Source organism: Pseudomonas sp. RtIB026 (genome assembly GCF_016861355.2).
GTDB classification, from domain to species: domain Bacteria; phylum Pseudomonadota; class Gammaproteobacteria; order Pseudomonadales; family Pseudomonadaceae; genus Aquipseudomonas; species Aquipseudomonas peradeniyensis.
In genome coordinates this window covers 2,530,270-2,548,094 of record NZ_AP023348.2, presented here as the reverse complement: position 1 = coordinate 2,548,094, position 17,825 = coordinate 2,530,270, and the positions used below count along the sequence as shown (strand labels likewise).

The 17,825-nt window shown below is 63.3% G+C and carries 16 protein-coding genes; 8 read left to right on the top strand and 8 right to left on the bottom strand.

All coding sequences use genetic code 11. The features are described from left to right. Positions 1–65 precede the first annotated feature (65 nt). Positions 66–1,631: a methyl-accepting chemotaxis protein gene (locus tag PRtIB026_RS11565; protein WP_110738546.1), complete on the top strand. Its 1,566-nt coding sequence runs from the start codon at positions 66–68 to the stop codon at positions 1,629–1,631. A gap of 203 nt (positions 1,632–1,834) precedes the next feature. Here the strand turns inward: PRtIB026_RS11565 and PRtIB026_RS11560 are convergent, their stop codons facing one another. The 4 genes from PRtIB026_RS11560 to PRtIB026_RS11545 all read right to left on the bottom strand — a co-directional run bounded on the left by PRtIB026_RS11560 (position 1,835) and on the right by PRtIB026_RS11545 (position 4,664). Beyond that, entirely contained in the window at positions 1,835–2,719 is an 885-nt protein-coding gene (locus PRtIB026_RS11560; protein ID WP_203652685.1) for a pseudouridine synthase, read from the bottom strand. A gap of 50 nt (positions 2,720–2,769) precedes the next feature. Beyond that, complete coding sequence (locus PRtIB026_RS11555) at positions 2,770–3,078, bottom strand: transcriptional regulator (protein WP_203647475.1); 309 nt, start codon at positions 3,076–3,078, stop codon at positions 2,770–2,772. 68 nt (positions 3,079–3,146) lie between these two features. Then, positions 3,147–3,383, bottom strand: a complete 237-nt coding sequence (locus tag PRtIB026_RS11550) for a glutaredoxin family protein (protein ID WP_050704806.1) — start codon at positions 3,381–3,383, stop codon at positions 3,147–3,149. A 72-nt stretch (positions 3,384–3,455) separates the two neighbouring features. Beyond that, complete coding sequence (locus tag PRtIB026_RS11545) at positions 3,456–4,664, bottom strand: ammonium transporter (protein WP_232856033.1); 1,209 nt, start codon at positions 4,662–4,664, stop codon at positions 3,456–3,458. A 304-nt stretch (positions 4,665–4,968) separates the two neighbouring features. On the opposite strand from PRtIB026_RS11545, the gene PRtIB026_RS11540 reads away from it, so the two are divergent. From PRtIB026_RS11540 to PRtIB026_RS11515, 6 genes are all read left to right on the top strand, one after another. Next, on the top strand, positions 4,969–5,280 hold the full coding sequence (locus PRtIB026_RS11540; RefSeq protein ID WP_186713711.1) for a DUF883 family protein: 312 nt from the start codon (positions 4,969–4,971) through the stop codon (positions 5,278–5,280). A gap of 9 nt (positions 5,281–5,289) precedes the next feature. Beyond that, on the top strand, positions 5,290–5,664 hold the full coding sequence (locus PRtIB026_RS11535) for a phage holin family protein (RefSeq protein ID WP_203647476.1): 375 nt from the start codon (positions 5,290–5,292) through the stop codon (positions 5,662–5,664). Continuing rightward, complete coding sequence (locus PRtIB026_RS11530) at positions 5,661–5,990, top strand: hypothetical protein (RefSeq protein WP_203647477.1); 330 nt, start codon at positions 5,661–5,663, stop codon at positions 5,988–5,990. Before PRtIB026_RS11535 ends, PRtIB026_RS11530 begins: the two co-directional genes overlap by 4 nt. A gap of 78 nt (positions 5,991–6,068) precedes the next feature. After that, positions 6,069–7,400: a deoxyguanosinetriphosphate triphosphohydrolase gene (locus PRtIB026_RS11525; RefSeq protein ID WP_203647478.1), complete on the top strand. Its 1,332-nt coding sequence runs from the start codon at positions 6,069–6,071 to the stop codon at positions 7,398–7,400. 792 nt (positions 7,401–8,192) lie between these two features. After that, positions 8,193–8,813, top strand: a complete 621-nt coding sequence (locus PRtIB026_RS11520) for a response regulator transcription factor (RefSeq protein WP_050704801.1) — start codon at positions 8,193–8,195, stop codon at positions 8,811–8,813. A 46-nt stretch (positions 8,814–8,859) separates the two neighbouring features. Further along, entirely contained in the window at positions 8,860–12,447 is a 3,588-nt protein-coding gene (locus tag PRtIB026_RS11515; protein ID WP_244671018.1) for a transporter substrate-binding domain-containing protein, read from the top strand. 30 nt (positions 12,448–12,477) lie between these two features. Here PRtIB026_RS11515 and PRtIB026_RS11510 read toward each other — a convergent pair whose 3' ends face one another. Then, positions 12,478–12,822, bottom strand: coding sequence for a YggL family protein (locus PRtIB026_RS11510; RefSeq protein WP_050704800.1), 345 nt, complete (start codon positions 12,820–12,822; stop codon positions 12,478–12,480). Positions 12,823–13,008: 186 nt separating this feature from the next. On the opposite strand from PRtIB026_RS11510, the gene dacB reads away from it, so the two are divergent. Then, positions 13,009–14,472 carry a D-alanyl-D-alanine carboxypeptidase/D-alanyl-D-alanine-endopeptidase gene (gene dacB / locus PRtIB026_RS11505; protein WP_186713715.1) on the top strand — a complete coding sequence of 488 codons (1,464 nt, stop codon included), beginning with the start codon at positions 13,009–13,011 and terminating at the stop codon, positions 14,470–14,472. Positions 14,473–14,641: 169 nt separating this feature from the next. On the opposite strand, the gene PRtIB026_RS11500 is transcribed toward dacB, so the two are convergent. The 3 genes from PRtIB026_RS11500 to PRtIB026_RS11490 form a co-directional block, all read right to left on the bottom strand. Beyond that, positions 14,642–15,766, bottom strand: a complete 1,125-nt coding sequence (locus PRtIB026_RS11500) for an IS481 family transposase (protein ID WP_203647479.1) — start codon at positions 15,764–15,766, stop codon at positions 14,642–14,644. Between the two features lie 493 nt (positions 15,767–16,259). Beyond that, positions 16,260–17,093, bottom strand: a complete 834-nt coding sequence (locus PRtIB026_RS11495; RefSeq protein WP_232857812.1) for an IS3 family transposase — start codon at positions 17,091–17,093, stop codon at positions 16,260–16,262. A gap of 8 nt (positions 17,094–17,101) precedes the next feature. Beyond that, positions 17,102–17,461, bottom strand: coding sequence for a transposase (locus PRtIB026_RS11490; RefSeq protein ID WP_075043813.1), 360 nt, complete (start codon positions 17,459–17,461; stop codon positions 17,102–17,104). Positions 17,462–17,825 lie beyond the last annotated feature (364 nt).

The following is a 17,825-nucleotide window of genomic DNA, read 5'->3' as shown; positions in this document are numbered from 1 at the left end:
ATATTCATTCAATAAAACCAGAGGCTTGCCGATACCCGTCGAAAGCCTTGCGGATTGAACAGCCAATGCGTAACAACCAGCCGATTACCCAGAGAGAACGGACTTTCCCTGCCCAGCAGCGGTTGATCTCCACCACCAACGCCAAGGGCGTGATCACCTACTGCAACGATGCCTTCATCGAGATCAGCGGTTTTTCCCGCGAGGACCTGATGGGCGCGCCGCACAACCTGGTGCGCCACCCCGATGTGCCACCGGCCGTGTTCGCCCACATGTGGCAGACCCTCAAGCAAGGCCTGCCGTGGATGGGCATCGTCAAGAACCGCTGCAAGTCGGGCGACCATTACTGGGTCAACGCCTACGTCACGCCGATCTTCGACAGCAACCAGGTGGTCGGCTACGAGTCGGTGCGGGTCAAGCCCACCGCCGAGCAGATCCGCCGCGCCGAAGCGCTGTACCAGCGCATCAACCAGGGCCGCTCGGCCATCCCGAAACGCGACAAGTGGCTGCCGGTGCTGCAGGACTGGCTGCCGTTCATCCTGGTCAGCCAGATCGGCTTCCTGATCGGCAACTGGCTCGGCCATTCCTGGGGCTTCGCCCTGGCCGCCGGCCTGTCGGTGCCGCTCGGCCTGCTCGGCCTGAGCTGGCAGCAGCGCGGGCTCAAGCGCCTGCTGCGCCTGGCCGAACAGACCACCTCCGACCCGCTGATCGCGCAGATGTACACCGACAGCCGCGGCGTCCAGGCGCGCCTGGAAATGGCCATGCTCAGCCAGGACGCACGGATGAAGACCTGCCTGACCCGCCTGCAGGACAGCGCCGAGCAGCTCAGCGACCAGGCCCGCCAGTCCGACGCCTTGGCCCACCAGAGCTCTTCGGGCCTGGAGCGCCAGCGGGTGGAGACCGAGCAGGTCGCCGCCGCCGTCAACCAGATGGCCGCCACCACCCAGGAAGTGGCCAACCATGTCCAGCGCACCGCCGACGCCACCCAGGAAGCCAATCGCCTGACCAGCCAGGGCCGCAACATCGCCGGCGAGACCCGTGACGCCATCGAGCGGCTGTCCGCCGCCGTGGGCGAGACCGGGCTGACCGTCACCCAGCTGGCCAAGGACAGCGACGAGATCGGCGGCGTGGTCGATGTGATCAAGGGCATTGCCGACCAGACCAACCTGCTGGCGCTCAACGCCGCCATCGAAGCGGCACGTGCCGGCGAGATGGGCCGCGGCTTTGCCGTGGTGGCCGACGAGGTCCGTCAGCTGGCCCAGCGCACCGCCGAATCCACCGGGCAGATCCACACCCTGATCGCCAAGCTGCAGCAGACCGCCAACAACGCGGTGCAGACCATGGAAACCGGCCACCGCCAGGCCCAGGAAGGCGTCGAGCGGGTGATGGAGGCCGACCAGGCGCTGGTGGGTATCAGCGAGGCGGTGGCCAATATCACCGACATGGCCACCCAGATCGCCGCCGCCACCGAGGAGCAGTCCGCGGTGGCCGAGGAGATCAGCCGCAACATCAGCACCATCGCCGACCTGGCCGACCAGACCTCCGGCCAGGCCCAGCGCTCGGCGCTGCTCAGCGAAGAGCTGACCAGCACGGCGGGTACCCAGTACTCGCTGGTGGAACGCTTCAACCGCTGACCAGCGGTGACAGACTGTAGGCGCCAGCCGTGCTGGCGCCTACAGCGGCGGTGCCGGCCTCAAGCCATGCCCCATGCCTGTGCAAGCGACGCGGTGCCTGGCACCGGCTGCGCCGGTTCGCGGGCAAGCCCGCTCCCACAGGGATCGCGCCAGCTTGAGACATTTGCCCAAGACAGCGCCGGGCGAAGATGTGGGACTGGCCTTTACCAATCCAACTTCAAGCGGCTTTCGAAATAACGCACCTCACCCGTCAACGGATCCTCGAAGCGCAGGCTGTGGGCCAGCAGCTTGAGTGGCCGCGCGTAATCATCCTGTTCGTTGACCAGCTGCGGATAAAAAGGATCGTTGCAGATCCCCGCGCCCAACGCCGCCATATGCACCCGCAACTGATGGGTCTTGCCGGTGACCGGTGACAGGCCATAGCGCCACAGCTCGCCATTCTTCTCCAGCACACAGGCGTGGGTTTCGCTGTTGTCGGCCCCTTCCACTTCATGCATGCGGAAGAACGGCTCGCCATGCACCAGACGGCTGCGGTGCACCAGCGGGTAGTCATGCTGCGGCATGGCCGCGGCGATGGCCTGGTAGTGCTTGTCGATGCGCCGCTCGGGGAACAGGCGCTGATAGGCGCCACGGCTTTGCGGGTTGGCGGAAAACAGCACCAGCCCGGCGGTGTGCCGGTCGATGCGGTGCAGCGGCACCAGGTGCGGGTTGTCCAGGCGCCGGATGAGCCGGCGCAGCAGCGTCTGTTCGACGTACTCGCCGGTGGGCGTGACGGGTAGGAAGTGCGGCTTGTCCGCCACCACCAGGTGCTCGTCGACATGCAGGATCTCTTCCTGCACCGGGATCACCTTCTCGTTGGGCACTTCACGGAAATAGTGCAAGCGCATGCCCCGCCGATAGAGCGTATCCGCCGCAATGGGCTGGCCGTCGGCATTCAGCACCCGGCCCCGGGCGAAGCGGTCAAGCCACTGCTCACGCGCGATGCCCTTGAAGTGATCGCACAGGCAGTCGAGCACGTTTGCCCAGGGCCCCGGAGGCAGGCATACGGTACTGGCTTGCTGGTGGGCGGGGTCGAAAGGCGTGGTCATCATCGGGCTCGGTTCTACGTGGGCGGACATTATCTCCTACCCCCTGCCCCTCAACCAGCCTCGCTGGCCGGCTCGCAGCGCGCCTTGAGCCAGCGCAGCACCTGCACCGCGTCCCAGCGCCCCGGATCGTAGAGGGCGTAACTCAGGCCCTGATAGCCCACCACGTCCAGCGGACGGTGAAAGCCGGCGCGCTGGAACAGCGCCTCGATCTCGGCAAAGCAGGTGTTGAAATGCACCTTGCCGAACGGCGTGCGTTCGTCGGTGACGATGCCGTCGAGGCGCAATTCCAGCACGGCCTCGCACACACGCTCGGGAGCCATGTGATTGACGCTGTACTTGAGTTGCTCGACATTGAGCATGGCTTCACCTCGGATACTGTATTTATATACAGCATACGGAGCGAGCCACCCGCTCGTCAATGCGCGACTCAGCCGAGGAAGGCCACCACCTGCTCGGCATCGAACGGCCAGCCCAGCTCGGCGCCGGTATCGCAACGGCGCAGCACCGGGATGCTCAGCCCGTAGCGTTCGAACAGCGCCTCGCTGTCGGCGATATCGACCAGCTCGACCAGCAGGCCGTGCTCGACGAACGGCATCAGCACGGCCTCGGCCACTTCACACAGGTGGCACCCCACGGTGCCGAACAACTGGGTTTCAGGGAGCATGCAGACATCCGTAATTCGCATGAATGGATGCTCATTCTAGGTCCGTCCCCGCCAACGCGCACCTGACCTGGCTCAATCCTGGCTGGTGGCGCCGATCCGGTGCACGGCCAGGTCCGCGCCCTGGAACTCCTCCTCGTGGCTCAGGCGCAGGCCATGCAGCGCCTTGATCAAGCCATATACGGCAAAACCGCCGACCAACGCCACCAGCACACCCGCCAGGCTCCCCAGCAGCTGGCTGACCAGGCTGACGCCGCCCAGGCCACCCAGGGCCGCCTGGCCGAACACGCCGCAGGCAATGCCGCCCCAGATGCCACACACGCCGTGCAAGGGCCATACCCCCAGCACGTCGTCGATCTTCCAGCGGTTCTGCGCGGCAGTGAAGCACCAGACGAACAGGCCACCGGCCACCAGCCCGGTGACCAGCGCGCCCACCGGGTGCATCAGGTCGGAGCCCGCGCACACCGCCACCAGGCCGGCCAACGGGCCGTTGTGCAGAAAGCCCGGGTCGTTACGCCCCGCCAGCAGGGCCGACAGCGTGCCGCCGACCATGGCCATCAGCGAGTTGATCGCCACCAGCCCGCTCACCCCCTGCAGGGTCTGCGCGCTCATGACGTTGAAGCCGAACCAGCCGATGATCAGGATCCACGAGCCCAGCGCCAGGAACGGAATGCTTGACGGCGCGAACGCCACCAGGCGCCCGTCGCGGTAGCGGCCACGGCGCGCGCCGAGCAGCAACACCGCCGCCAGCGCCAGCCAGCCGCCCATGGCGTGTACCACCACGGATCCGGCAAAATCATGGAACGGCGCGCCGAAACGCGCCTGCAACCAGGCCTGCAGGCCAAAGTTGCCATTCCACACCACGCCTTCGAAGAACGGGTAGATGAACGCCACGATCAACGCCGTCGCGCACAGTTGCGGCGCAAAGCGCGCGCGCTCGGCGATACCGCCGGAGATGATCGCCGGAATGGCCGCGGCGAAGGTCAGCAGGAAGAAACACTTGACCAGCGCATAGCCGTGATCGCTGGCCAGCGTCGCCGCCGGTTGCAGGAAACTCACGCCATAAGCGATCCAGTAGCCGATGAAAAAATACACCAGGGCCGAGACGGCGAAGTCGCTGAGGATCTTCGACAGGGCGTTGACCTGGTTTTTGTGCCGCACCGTGCCGACCTCGAGAAAGGCGAACCCCGCGTGCATGGCCAGGACCAGGATCGCGCCCATGAGGATGAACAAGGTGTTGGAGCCATGGACCAGGGAGTCCATCGCGCTGTGCATGTTTTCCATGAAGTGGCAGACCTGCAAAAAGGCACCAGGACAGTTCAAGAACCGGCATCCATGCACCGGATCGGTGCCAGGCCCCTGCCCCGTTTCGGTGAGCCGGGCGGCGCCTGCGTGGTTTTTTCTTGGGTTTGTCGTGGATTGGGTTAAGGTTTAGCGGTATCCGCAACGCTGGCGCATGGTTTCGGCGCAAGCCGCGGCGGACACGCACCGCTTTTTAGCAAGCGCTGTACCAACACATCCCGCTGAACCTTCCGCGCCACCGATCACTCGAAATAACCAGCACACATCCACAGGGAGAGGCCCATCCATGGCCAGCAAATCGGCAAAGACTGCACAGGAAATATTGATGGCTGACTTCCAGGCTCTGGTCCGCGATACCGAGAAGCTGCTCGCCGACACCGCCAACCTGGCCGGCGACCAGGCCGACGAACTGCGCGAGCAGATCCACGAACGCCTGGTGCAGGCCCGCGAGACCCTGCAGTTGACCCAGGATTCGGTGCGCGCTCGCGGCCAGGCGGCCCTTGGCAGCGCCGAGGAATACGTGCAGGAGAACCCGTGGCAGGCCATCGGCATCGCCGCCGGCGTTGGCCTGCTGATCGGCCTGCTGGCCAAGCGCTGAGGAGCCGGCATGGACAACGACGCCATCGGCACGGGCGCCTCCGGTCGGCGCCTGGGCGCGGCCATATTGGGCCTGCTGCACAGCCATATCGAGTTGTTCGGCATCGAGTTGCAGGAGCAGAAGGCCCGCACCCTCAGTCTGCTGTTGTTCGCAGGTCTGGCCCTGGTGTTCGCCCTGCTGCTGCTGACCGCGCTGTCGGGCCTGGTGCTGGTGCTGCTGTGGGACAGTTACCGACTGGCCGGGATCATCGGCCTGTGCGTGTTCTACGGACTCGCCGCGCTGTACTGCGGCCTGCGCCTGAAAGCCGCGGTGTTCGATGAATCCTCGCCGTTCAATGCCACCCTCGAGGAGTTGGCCAAGGATCGGGAGCGCCTGCTGCCATGAGCCTGCCCGAACTGCCCAACACCCGTAACCCCCGTGAGCTGCGCAAGGCGCTGCTGCGCCTGCGCATGGAAATGCACCGCCAGGAAATCCGCCACGAGTCCGGCCAGTTGCTCGAACCGGTCCGCCGCCTGCGCGGCATGGGCGGCTCGTTCGGCGAGGGCCTGGGCGTCAAGCACGGCTCGCTGTGGGGTATCGGCGCCGTCGTCGCCCTGGGTTTTCTCACCGGCAAGGGCGTGCGCAGCGGCAACCTGGCGCGCCTGGTGCGCCTGGGCACCAGCCTGGTACCGCTGATCCGCCTGTTCCTCGGCAACAGCCGCCGCCCCTGAGGCCAAGGCGCGTCCGACGCTTGCGCGGGCGCGCCGGACGCAGGAAGCTATCCCGACTCTACGATGGGAGATCACGCCTTGGACTGGCACACCCTGCTGACCCGCGAACGACTGGGCAAGGCCCTCTACAGCCCCGAGGAACTCGGCCGCAGCCCGTTCCACAAGGATCACGACCGCATCATCTTCTCCGGCGCCTTCCGCCGCCTGGGGCGCAAGACCCAGGTGCACCCCGTATCCAGCAACGACCATATCCACACCCGCCTGACCCACTCCCTGGAGGTCAGCTGCGTCGGCCGCTCGCTGGGCATGCGCGTCGGCGAGACCCTGCGCGAGCAACTGCCGGACTGGTGCGAACCCAGCGATCTGGGAATGATCGTGCAATCGGCCTGCCTGGCCCACGACATCGGCAACCCGCCGTTCGGCCATTCCGGCGAGGACGCCATCCGTCACTGGTTCCAGCAGGCCGCCGGGCGCGGCTGGCTGGACGACATGAGCGACGATCAACGCACCGATTTCCTCAACTTCGAAGGCAATGCCCAGGGCTTTCGCGTGCTCACCCAGCTCGAATACCACCAGTTCGACGGCGGCATGCGCCTGACCTATGCCACCCTTGGCGCCTACCTCAAGTACCCATGGGCGGCACGCCACGCCGACGCCCTGGGCTACAAGAAGCACAAGTTCGGCTGCTACCAGAGCGAACTGGGGCTGCTCGAGCAGATCGCCGGCAAGCTCGGCCTGCCGCAGCTGGAGCACCAGCGCTGGGCCCGTCACCCCCTGGTGTACCTGATGGAGGCCGCGGACGACATCTGCTACGCCCTGATCGACCTCGAGGATGGGCTGGAGATGGACCTGCTGCAATACGCCGAGGTCGAGGCGCTGCTGCTGGACCTGGTGGGCGATGACCTGCCGGAAACCTATCGCCTGCTGGGGCCCGGCGAATCACGTCGGCGCAAGCTGGCGATCCTGCGCGGCAAGGCCATCGAGCACCTGACCAATGCCGCCGCCCAGGCCTTCGTCGAACAGCAGCAGGCCCTGCTCGCCGGCAGCCTGGCGGGTGACCTGGTCGAGCACATGCATGGCCCGGCGCAACGCTGCGTACTGCAGGCCAAGGACATGGCGCGCAAGAAGATCTTCCAGGACAAGCGCAAGACCCTGCACGAGATCGGCGCCTACACGACCCTGGAGATCCTGCTCAATACCTTCTGTGGCGCGGCGCTGGAACAGCATGGCGGGCGTACCCCGTCGTTCAAGAGCCGGCGGGTGCTGGACCTGATCGGCAACAACGCCCCCGACCCGCATGGTTCGCTGCACGACGCCTTCCTGCGCATGATCGACTTCATCGCCGGGATGACCGACAGCTACGCCAGTGAAATGGCTCTGGAAATGACCGGGCGGTCCAGTCCGAAGTGAGGGGATGACGGGGTGTTCGGCGCGAAGCTTTCGGCGCCTATGAGATCGAGCGCCGCCCGCGCGGCGCATCGCGACGCAAGGCCGCTCCCACATCTGTTTCGGGCCAGTCAATCCTGTGCCATTACCTGGTCCGCCTTGTTGGCCCGACGCAATTTCAGCATGGACACCAATGCCGCCCCGCAGGACTTGAGGCATGCACCAAGGCGGGCGCCGTCTCATTCACAGGAATAATTGGCCCGAAACAGATGTGGGAGCAACTGTCTTGCTCAATTTCTAGAATCTGGCGCGATCCCTGTGGGAGCGGGTTTACCCGCGAAGCAGACGACGCGGTGCCTGGCACCGGCTGCGCCGGTGTTCGCGGCTGAAGCCGCTCCCACAGCGACCGCGCGGCCCTCAAGCCACGCGCTATGCCTGTGTGAGCAGCCTTGTGCCGCGATGCGCCGCGCGGGCGGCGCTCGATCTCATAGGCGCTGCATGGATCGCGGCGGACACCTGGAGGCCCTCACCCGATCAATAACCTCGCGCCCAAACGTCCTTGAAACGACTGACGTTTAATACGCATGAAATTTCCCACGCAATATTGATTCCCAATAAACACGCTCACTACGCAACCCCACCAAAACGATCAAACCCTGACAAATCCCTGTCAATATCTACATCACTCGTAGCAATGTTTCGCCAACACTGTAAGTAAATTCCTATATCCCGGTTTTGGCAGCCACTTCCCTGCCCGTCGACATTCAACTGAGCTAATGTGCCGGCTGCCTTCACGCGCCGCATGGAATGTTGAATATGCACTCAGTCTTTATAGTTGATGACCATCCCGTCATACGTTTGGCGATACGGATGTTGCTGGAAAACCAGGGATACAAGGTGGTCGGGGAATCGGACAACGGCGTGGACGCCATGCAGTTGATCCGCGAGACCCCGCCGGACCTGGTCATCCTCGACATCAGCATTCCCAAGCTCGACGGCCTGGAGATGCTCTCGCGCCTGCAGGCCATGGCCATCCCGCTGAAGGTCCTGGTGCTCACAGCCCAATCGCCGGCACTGTTCGCCGTGCGCTGCATGCACTCCGGCGCGGCCGGGTACGTGTGCAAGCAGGAAGACCTCAGCGAACTGCTCAGCGCGATCAAGGCCGTGCTGTCCGGGTACAACTATTTCCCCAGCCAGGCGCTCAATCCACCGCCGACGGGCAGCAACCAGGAGCTGGAACTGTTCCGCCAGGTCAATGATCGGGAACTCATGGTCCTGCAACTTTTTGCCCAGGGGCGCAGCAACAAGGAGATTGCCAAGGGCATGTTTCTCAGCAACAAGACCGTCAGCACTTACAAGAAACGTCTCATGCACAAGTTGCGCGCCAGCACTTTGGTGGAATTGATCGACGTCGCCAAACGCAACGCGCTGGTCTGAGGTCATGATGTGGAGGTGCATCGTTACATCGCTGCTGTGCCTGGGCATGCCGCTGCAAGGTGCCGGCGTGACCGTCGACACGGGGCGAACCTATACCCTGCTCAGCCGTTCAGCGCCGGCATCGGTCCAGCCCAGCCTGACACCGGCCCAGCGCGACTGGCTCGCGCAGCGCCGGGAACTGGTGCTGGGCACCTCGGCCCCTGACTACCCGCCGTTCGACATCGCCACGGGCGGGCGCGAGTACCAGGGGCTGACGGCCGACTACGCCGGACTGATCGGCAGCGCCCTGGGCCTGCCGGTGCGGGTGCAGCGCTTTCCCAGCCGGCCGGCGGCGGTCGCGGCGCTCAAGAGTGGGCATATCGACCTGCTGGGCAGCGCCAACGGCTATGAAGCGGTGACCCAGGGCCTGGCGCTGTCGCGGCCCTACGCCATCGACCAACCGGTGCTGGTGACCCGCGAGGATGAAACCCGGGCGCTGGACACGGGCCTGACGGGCATGCGCCTGAGCATGCTGTATCACTACCTGCCGCCCGGGGAGATTCACGCCAACTACCCCAAGGCCGAGCTGCTGACTTTCGAATCGTCCACCCAGGCGCTGAATGCCGTGGCCTTCGAGCAGGCCGACGTGTTCATCGGCGATACCATTTCCACCCACTACCTGATCAGCCAGGGGCACCTGCCGCACCTGCGCATGGCCAATTTCGGCAAGCACGAAGCCGTGGGCTTCAGCTTCGCCATGCGCGAGGACGCACTCACCCTCCAGTCCCTGGTGGACGCCGCCCTCGACGCCCAGCCCAACACCACCCGCAACGATATCTTCAAGCGCTGGAGTGCCAGCAGCGGTAGCCTGCTGACCGATCGCAAGCTGCAGTTGTCGGCGCGCGAGGAACAGTGGCTGAGCGAACATCCGATCATGCGCGTGGTGGTCAACGACACCGCCGCGCCCCTGACCTTCTTCGACAACAATGACCGCCTGCGTGGCATCGTCGCCGACCTGCTCGAACTCATCCGCCTGCGCACCGGCCTGCGCTTCGAGATCCGTCGCGCCAGCGGCGATGGCGACATGGTCGACCAGCTCGAGTCCGGTCGCGCCGATATCATCGCCAGCCTCTCCACCGACGCCCGTCGCGGCAGCCCGCTGCAGGTCAGCCGGCCCTACCTCGAAAGTGCCTACGTGCTGGTCAGCCACACCGGCAACGACCAGCCCAGCAACCTCAAGCAACTCAAGGGCAAGCGCGTCGCCGTGCCACGCGACAGCAGCGTGGCCGCCCTGCTCGCGGCACGTCACCCACGGATTCACCAGGTCGCCACCGAAAGCACCTACTACTCCATGGTGCTGCTAGGCAGCGGCGCGGTGGATGCGGCAATCGCCACCCTGATCGACGCCAACCACATGCTCGCCACCAGCAACAACCTGGTGATCCGCAGCACGGTGGGCACGGAACCGGCAGCCTTCGCCATGGCGACCGCCGCCGGGGCCAGCGAGCTGGCGGCGATCCTCGACAAGGCGCTGTTGAGCATTTCGCCGGAGGAACTGGGGGTGATCAACAGCCGCTGGCGCGACCATGGCCTGCGTGACGACGCCTACTGGCGCAGCTACCGCCGGCTGATCCTTCAGGTGGCGGGGGTCATTGCGGTGCTGCTGGTCCTCGCACTGGTGTGGAACGCCCGGCTGCGCCGTCAGATCAAGCAGCGCCAGCGGGCCGAGCGAGCGCTCAACGACCAACTGGAATTCATGGGTGCGCTGCTCAATGGCACGCCTCATCCGATGTATGTTCGCGACCGTGACGGACGCCTGCAAAGCTGCAACGACAGCTACCTGCAGGCCGTCGGCGCCAGTCTCGAGGAAGTCCTGGGCAAGAGCCTGGACGAGGCCCCCTTCAGCGACTGCGACTATACCCGCCAGGTCCAGGACGACTACCAGCGGGTGATGGCCCAGGGCAAACCCTTGATCCTCGATCGCCCCCTGCGCCTGCGGGACCGCGAGCTGACGATCTATCACTGGATCCTGCCCTACCGCGACTCGGTGGGCGAGATGCAGGGCATCATCGGTGGCTGGATCGATATCAGCGAGCGCCGCAATCTGGTCCAGGACCTGCGCCTGGCCAAGCAACAGGCCGATGACGCCAATCGGGCCAAGAGCACCTTCCTGGCCACCATCAGCCATGAGATCCGCACGCCGATGAACGCCCTCATCGGCATGCTGGAACTGGCCCTCAAGCGCGCCGACCAGGGCAAGCTGGACCGCCCTGCGCTGGAGGTCGCTCATCATTCGGCCAGTGACCTGCTGGGGCTGATCGGCGACATCCTGGATATCGCCCGGATCGAGTCCGGACAGATGTCCCTGGTCCCCGAAGCAGTCGACCTTGCGGCCCTGGTCGAGTCGGTCGGCCGCGTATTCGACGGCCTGGCCCGGCACAAGGGCCTGGTGCTGGATGTGGTGATTGCTCCCGAGGCCCGCTGCCACGTCATGCTCGATCCGCTACGGTTCAAGCAGGTGCTGTCGAACCTGGTGAGCAATGCGATCAAGTTCACCGAACAGGGGCAAGTGCGCATCACCGCCAGGTTGCGCAACGATGGCGAACCTGCCATGCCGACGCTCGACCTGGAGGTGCGCGACAGCGGTATCGGGATCCACGAGCAAGACCTGCAACGCCTGTTCTCCCCCTTCGTGCAGGCCAACCCCTACAGCGACGGCGCCAGGGCCGGCACCGGGTTAGGGCTGGTCATCAGCCGCGACCTGTGCACGATGATGGGCGGCGAGCTCACCCTGCAGAGCCTGCAGGGCGTCGGTACCCGGGTCCGTCTGGTGATGCCGCTGCAATGCGTCGATCCGGTCACGCCCCAGCCCCGATCGCCCACGGAAATCCCGCAACCGGACCAGCAGCTGCGCATCCTGGTGATCGACGACCACCCAGCCAACCTGTTGCTGATGGCACAGCAACTGAACTACCTGGGCCTTGGTCAGGAAAGCGCCGAAGATGGACGCGAAGGGCTGCGCAAGTGGCGCGAGGGTTGCTTCGATATACTCATCGTCGACTGCAACATGCCGCTGATGAATGGCTTCGAACTGGCCAGGACCGTGCGCATGGAGGAGCAACTGCGCAACCGGCCACGCTGCACCATCCTCGGCTACACCGCCAACGCCCAGCCCGAGGTGCGCCAGCAATGCCTGGATGCAGGCATGGACGATTGCCTGCTCAAGCCCATCGGCCTGCAGGTGCTGGGGCAGCGGTTGAAGGCCCTTGCACGGATTGCCTACCAGGAAGACGAGCACCATACGCCCGCCGTGCGGTTCGATCTCGATGGCCTGTCGGCGATCGTTGGCGACAACCTCGCCGACCGCGACCGCATCCTCGACACCCTGCTGCTGAGCCTGCGCCAGGACCTGCAGGCGCTGATGGCCATCGACCCGCAACGCGAGGGCGGCGAGCTGGCATTACAGGCACACAAGATCCTCAGCGCGGGACGGATGCTGGATGCTCAGGCGTTGATCGAGGCGTGCGAGGCGCTGGAGGTGACGGACTTGCCCCAGGCTGAACTGAAACGGCGCCGTCAGGCGCTGGCGCGGCACATGCGCCGCGTGGAGAAAGCCCTGGCCAGGCAACGGGAGCACCTGGCCGAGGTCGGATGAGGGCGGTACAAGGCGTACCGCCGCCATTCATCAGGAAGCCGGGTTGACCGGTTTTTCCGGGTACCAGGCGTCCAGCAGCGGGCTGACTTCGATATTGGTCAGTTCGCTGCGGCCCTTGAGCCAGGCTTCGACAGCGGCGCGCTGTTCTTCGTTGACCGAACCACGGGTGGCCTTGCAAACCAGGCCGAAGTCGTCGCCACCGACGTAGTCCAGGCCGTTGGCATCCATGGCTTCAGCCAGGAAGGCGTCGAGGAAGGCATCGATGGCTTCATCGGACAGGTCTTCCTTGAAGCCCAGGTTCAGTTCGAAACCCAGCTCCTGGAATTCGTCCACGCACAGTTTCTTGCGCAGGCGACGGGAACGGTTGGTAGCCATGAAACAATCCTCTCAATTAATTACGCGCGGCACTTTACCAGTTTCCGGCGCCTAGCGGCGCTTTTCCGTCGAATGAGGCCCATGCTCGTGCTGCTTGGGGCATAATGCGCACTACATTTTGTCCTGGGGCCATCACTTCCTACAGCCCCGTTGTCTTTTCCCCTCGCCTGCAGGGTTTGTCCATTTATGATCAAGACGCTCCGCCCACTGCTGCTCGCCGGCCTGTTCCTGCCCCTGTCGCTGTCCGTGCAGGCCGCCGCCGTCAACACCAGCCTGCCACCTAAGGTGCAGCAGGCGCTCAAGACCAACAAGCTGCAGGATTCGGCCCTGTCGCTGGTCATGCTGCCGCTGGACGGCCCGGGCACGGCGACCGTGTTCAACGCCGATGTGTCGGTCAACCCGGCCTCGACCATGAAGCTGGTCACCACCTACGCCGCGCTGGAACTGCTGGGCCCCACTTTCCAATGGAAAACCGAGTTCTACACCGACGGCACCCTGAGCAACGGCGTGCTTAACGGCAACCTGTACCTCAAGGGTGGCGGCGACCCCAAGCTGAACATGGAGAAACTCTGGCTGCTGATGCGCGACCTGCGCGCCAATGGCGTTCGTACCGTGACCGGCGACCTGGTCCTGGACCGTAGCCATTTTGTGCAGCCCAACTTGCCGCAGTTCGATGACGACGGCGGCGACGAGAACAAGCCGTTCCTGGTCAAGCCGGACTCGCTGCTGGTCAACCTCAAGGCTTTGCGCTTCGTTGCCCGCAACGACGGTGGCAAGGTCAACGTCTCGGTCGAGCCGCCGATCGCCAGCATCCGCATCGACAACCAGGTCAAGGCCGTGGCCGGCAAGCAGTGCACCGGCGAGGTGCGCTACAACCCGGTAGTCCAGCCGGACGGTGTCAGCGTCACGGTCAGTGGCCAGCTCGCCGACGGCTGCAACTCGCAGACCTATCTGTCGCTGCTGGACCACCCGACCTACGCGGCCGGTGCCGTGCGGGCGATCTGGAACGAGCTGGGCGGCAGCATCCAGGGTCGCGATCGCATCGAAAACGTGCCCAAGAGCGCCCGCCTGCTGGCCCGCGCCTTCTCGCCGGACCTGGTGGAAGTGATCCGCGACATCAACAAGTACAGCAACAACACCATGGCCCAGCAGCTGTTCCTGAGCCTTGGCGCGCAGTTCCGCACCGACGCCGACGGCGACGATGCCCGTGCCGCCCAGCGTGTGGTGCGTCAGTGGATGGCGAAGAAAGGCATCACCTCGCCGCACCTGGTGATGGAGAACGGCTCGGGGCTGTCCCGCGCCGAGCGGGTCAGCACCCGCGAGATGGCGGCGCTGTTGCAGGCGGCCTGGAAGAGCCCTTACGCGGCGGAGTTCATCAGCTCGATGCCGCTGGTGGGGATGGACGGCACCATGCGCAAGCGGCTCAAGCGCACGGCCATGACGGGCGAAGGGCACATCAAGACCGGGACCCTGAATACCGTGCGGGCGATTGCCGGGTTCAGCCGGGACAGTAACGGGCACACCTGGGCGGTGGCGGCCATTCTCAATGATCCCAAGCCTTGGGGGGCTTCGCAGGTTCTCGACCAGGTGTTGCTGGATCTTTACCGGCAGCCCAAGGCGGGGAATGGGACTGTTGGGGTGATGCCTTGATTTGAGTGGGGTTGGGGTTGGGGCTTGGCTTTAAGGTGTTGGTTTTGATGGATGTAAGCGCATTCATTGGCGATGGTGACGCATAGTCACCTTTTCGCCCTTACGGCGAGTTCCTTTTTGTAGAGACCGGACACATCGCTGACACATGTGCGCAGACATGGTTGACACATTATGGTCCGTAATCAGGTTTATTCACGTCGATGGTGCGCAGGCGTTGATGGCAGAAATAGACATCGAACATGTCCCCACCGTCTCGCCCAGGGCGTATCGCTATGGTCTGCCCGACCAAGCCTTTTGCGATGCTGAAATAGCGTTTCTGGAAGCGGAAGCGACTGTGATAAACCTTGGCCAGGGTATCGTCTGGCCCATATTCAAATTCCTCAAGCTGATTGGGGTAGGCCCACGGGCTGGGGTGATATCTGGCCATCGGCACTTGATACCCCAAAGCCTGATGAGGGCGCTGTAAGTTGTAAATTTCCCGCCATCGGTCAAACGCCGTCTGGGCTTGCGCCAAGGTCGAGAACTGCCGCCCATCGAGTACTTCAGCCTTCAAGGAACGGTGGAAACGCTCAATTTTGCCATTCGTTTGAGGGTGATATGGGCGACTGAAACTTATCTGTATCCCTAGTCGAATCAACCAGATACTCAGTTCTGTAACCTCTCCAGGATTACGCGGTGAGCCCCAGGGAGCACCATTATCGACGTTGATTCGGACCGGTAGGCCGTAGCGCTGGAAGACCTCAGCCATCTTCTCCTTGACTGTCGTTCCTCGCTCGTTATCGCAAGCGTGAATAGCCAAATTGAAGCGGGAGTGGTCGTCAAGAATGGTCAGCGGATGACACCGGCCTTGCTGCAGGGCGAAGTGCCCTTTGAAGTCCATCTGCCAGAGATCGTTGGGTGCATCGTGCTCAAACCTAAGCCGCGCCTCTCGCGCCTTCTCAGGGCTCTGGATCAGTTCATGGCGGTGCAACACGTTGGTGACGGTGCTGGGGGCAATACGCTTGCTCAGCAGGCTGCTGATTGTTCGTCCGCCCCAGGCCGGGTGCTCCTGTCGAAGTGCAACGACTTCTGCTTCCAACGCAGCCTCGGTCAAGCGAGGGCTACTAGCCGGCCTCCGAGATCGTTCCTGTAGAGCGGCCGAGCCACCTTGTTCAAAACGGCGCAGCCACTTGTATCCGGTTTGAGGACTGATGCTGAAACGTCGGCATAACTCTCGAATATTGGCATCCGGTTGTCTCGCCAGGGATACGAACTCTTCTTTCAGGCTCATGGCGTTTCTCACGTTCCAAGGCATGGCGAAAATCCTGGCAAAGGGGGCTGCCAGGAAGTGTCAACCATGTCTCCGTACACGTGTCCACCATGTGTCCGGTCTCTACAGAAGGATCAAAAAGGAACCAAAAAATCCTCGCTCCATTCATCAGTCCCGCCCGTGGCGGGATTCCCTCGCTCCGTTCTTGCTCCCGGGAGGACCGCGCTGAACGCCCCATCCTGGGGCGCAGCGCTTGACGGCCATCCATGGCCGTCACCTCCCTCCGCAAGAACTCCGCTCGGCCTCCTGAAGTCGCAATTGGCGGCGCCTGGACTATCGCGTGCTTAGAAGCAAGAGCAAGAGCAAGAGCGAGAGCGAGAGCGAGAGATGCGAAGTTAGTTGTTTGACAGTTAATTATGTATTGGCTGTTCCGGCCCTTTCGCGGGACAAGCCCGCTCCTACAGGGTTATATATAACGGCGACTATTGCGTGGGAGCGGGTTTGAACTGGTCAAGTAATTTTGGACACCGGTTAAGGTTCATGCCGCTGCCTTGAGCTTTTCCTCCATGGCTACTGGCGTTTCATAGCCGTTGTAGCTGTGGAGGCGCTTGAGGTTGTAGCGCATCAGATAAGCCTGGATATCCACTCGTGCCTGCGCTTCGGTCTCGTAACCCTCTGCCGGCACCCATTCTGATTTCAATGCTCCGAAGAATCGCTCCATGGCAGCGTTATCCCAGCATTGGCCTCGATGGCTCATGCTCTGGTTCAAGTTGTACTCATCGAGCGCGGCTCTGAATTTATGGCTGGTGTACTGACAGCCCTGGTCTGAATGAAACATTACGCCCGCCGGCCTACCCCGCGATTCAGCGGCCATGCGCAGGGCGTTACAAGCTAAGTTGGCATCTGCAATCATCGAGAATGCCCAACCCACTACGCGACGGGCATAGAGGTCAATCACGGCGGCTAGGTACAGCCAGCGCCTGCCAACCTGGATATAGGTCACATCGCCACACCAAACCTCATTGATCGCCGAAACCTTGAAATTGCGCTTCAGCTGATTCTCGGCGATCAACGCTTCTGCCCCTGATGACCGATAGCGGTGCGGCCTGCGCTGTTTGCACTTCAGGCCAGCTTCACGCATTAGCGCACGCACCTTGTATCGTCCTATTTCATGGCCTTCGTGCCGCAATTCCTGCGCCAGGGTTCGCGAGCCAGAAGCACTTCGCGATGCGTTGAAGTGCTTGATTACCAGCAGGCGTAGCGCATCTCTGGCCGGGTTTTCACGTCCTTGCCGTTTGCGCCACGCATAGAAACTGCTGCGCTTAACCCCAAGCACGCGGCAGCAGTCGACAACAGGGTATTGCTCACTCAGCTCGTTGATCAGCGAGAACGATCTTTGGAGTCCCGAAGCAGGAGAGCACTGGCCTTTTTTAGGATTTCGATATCCCGATCCTTTTGCCGAACCAGCGCTTCGAGTTCTTCAATTCGTTGCTGCTCGGGTGTGATCGCTTTGGCTCCAGCAGGAACCTTACCGGCTCTCTCTTCACGCACCTGATCAACCCAGCGGCGAAGCGCGGTAGGGCCCAGCCCAAGGGCGGCACAGACCTCAGGAACTGACTGCCCACCGTCCAGCACCATTTCGGCAGCTTGGACTTTGTATTCTCTTGAATAAGATTTACGCACTGATTTTGCCTCCAATTGGGCGCCATCATAGCGCCCGATGAAGGTGTCCAAAATCATTAGGCCAGTTCACCTTGCCCCGCGATACAATCGAGAGATCAACTAAGTTTTCAGCTAGCGACAGCTGCGCCAGTTCAGGCGCCGCTCGTAACTTCGCGACTTCAGGAGGCCGAACGGAGGCCTTGCGGAGGGAGGTGACGGGCATGGATGCCCGTCAAGCGCTGGGGCCCAGGATGGGCCCTACAGCGCGGTCCTCCCGGGAGCAAGGCCGGAGTGAGGGGACCCGGAGCGAAGCGCAGGGCCGGATGAATGGAGCGAGGATTTTTTGGTGACTTTTTGATCCTTCAAAAAGTTACCCGCCGTAAGGGCGGAAAGGTGAATAAGCGTCGACATCACAAATGAATGCGCATACAACTCTCAACAC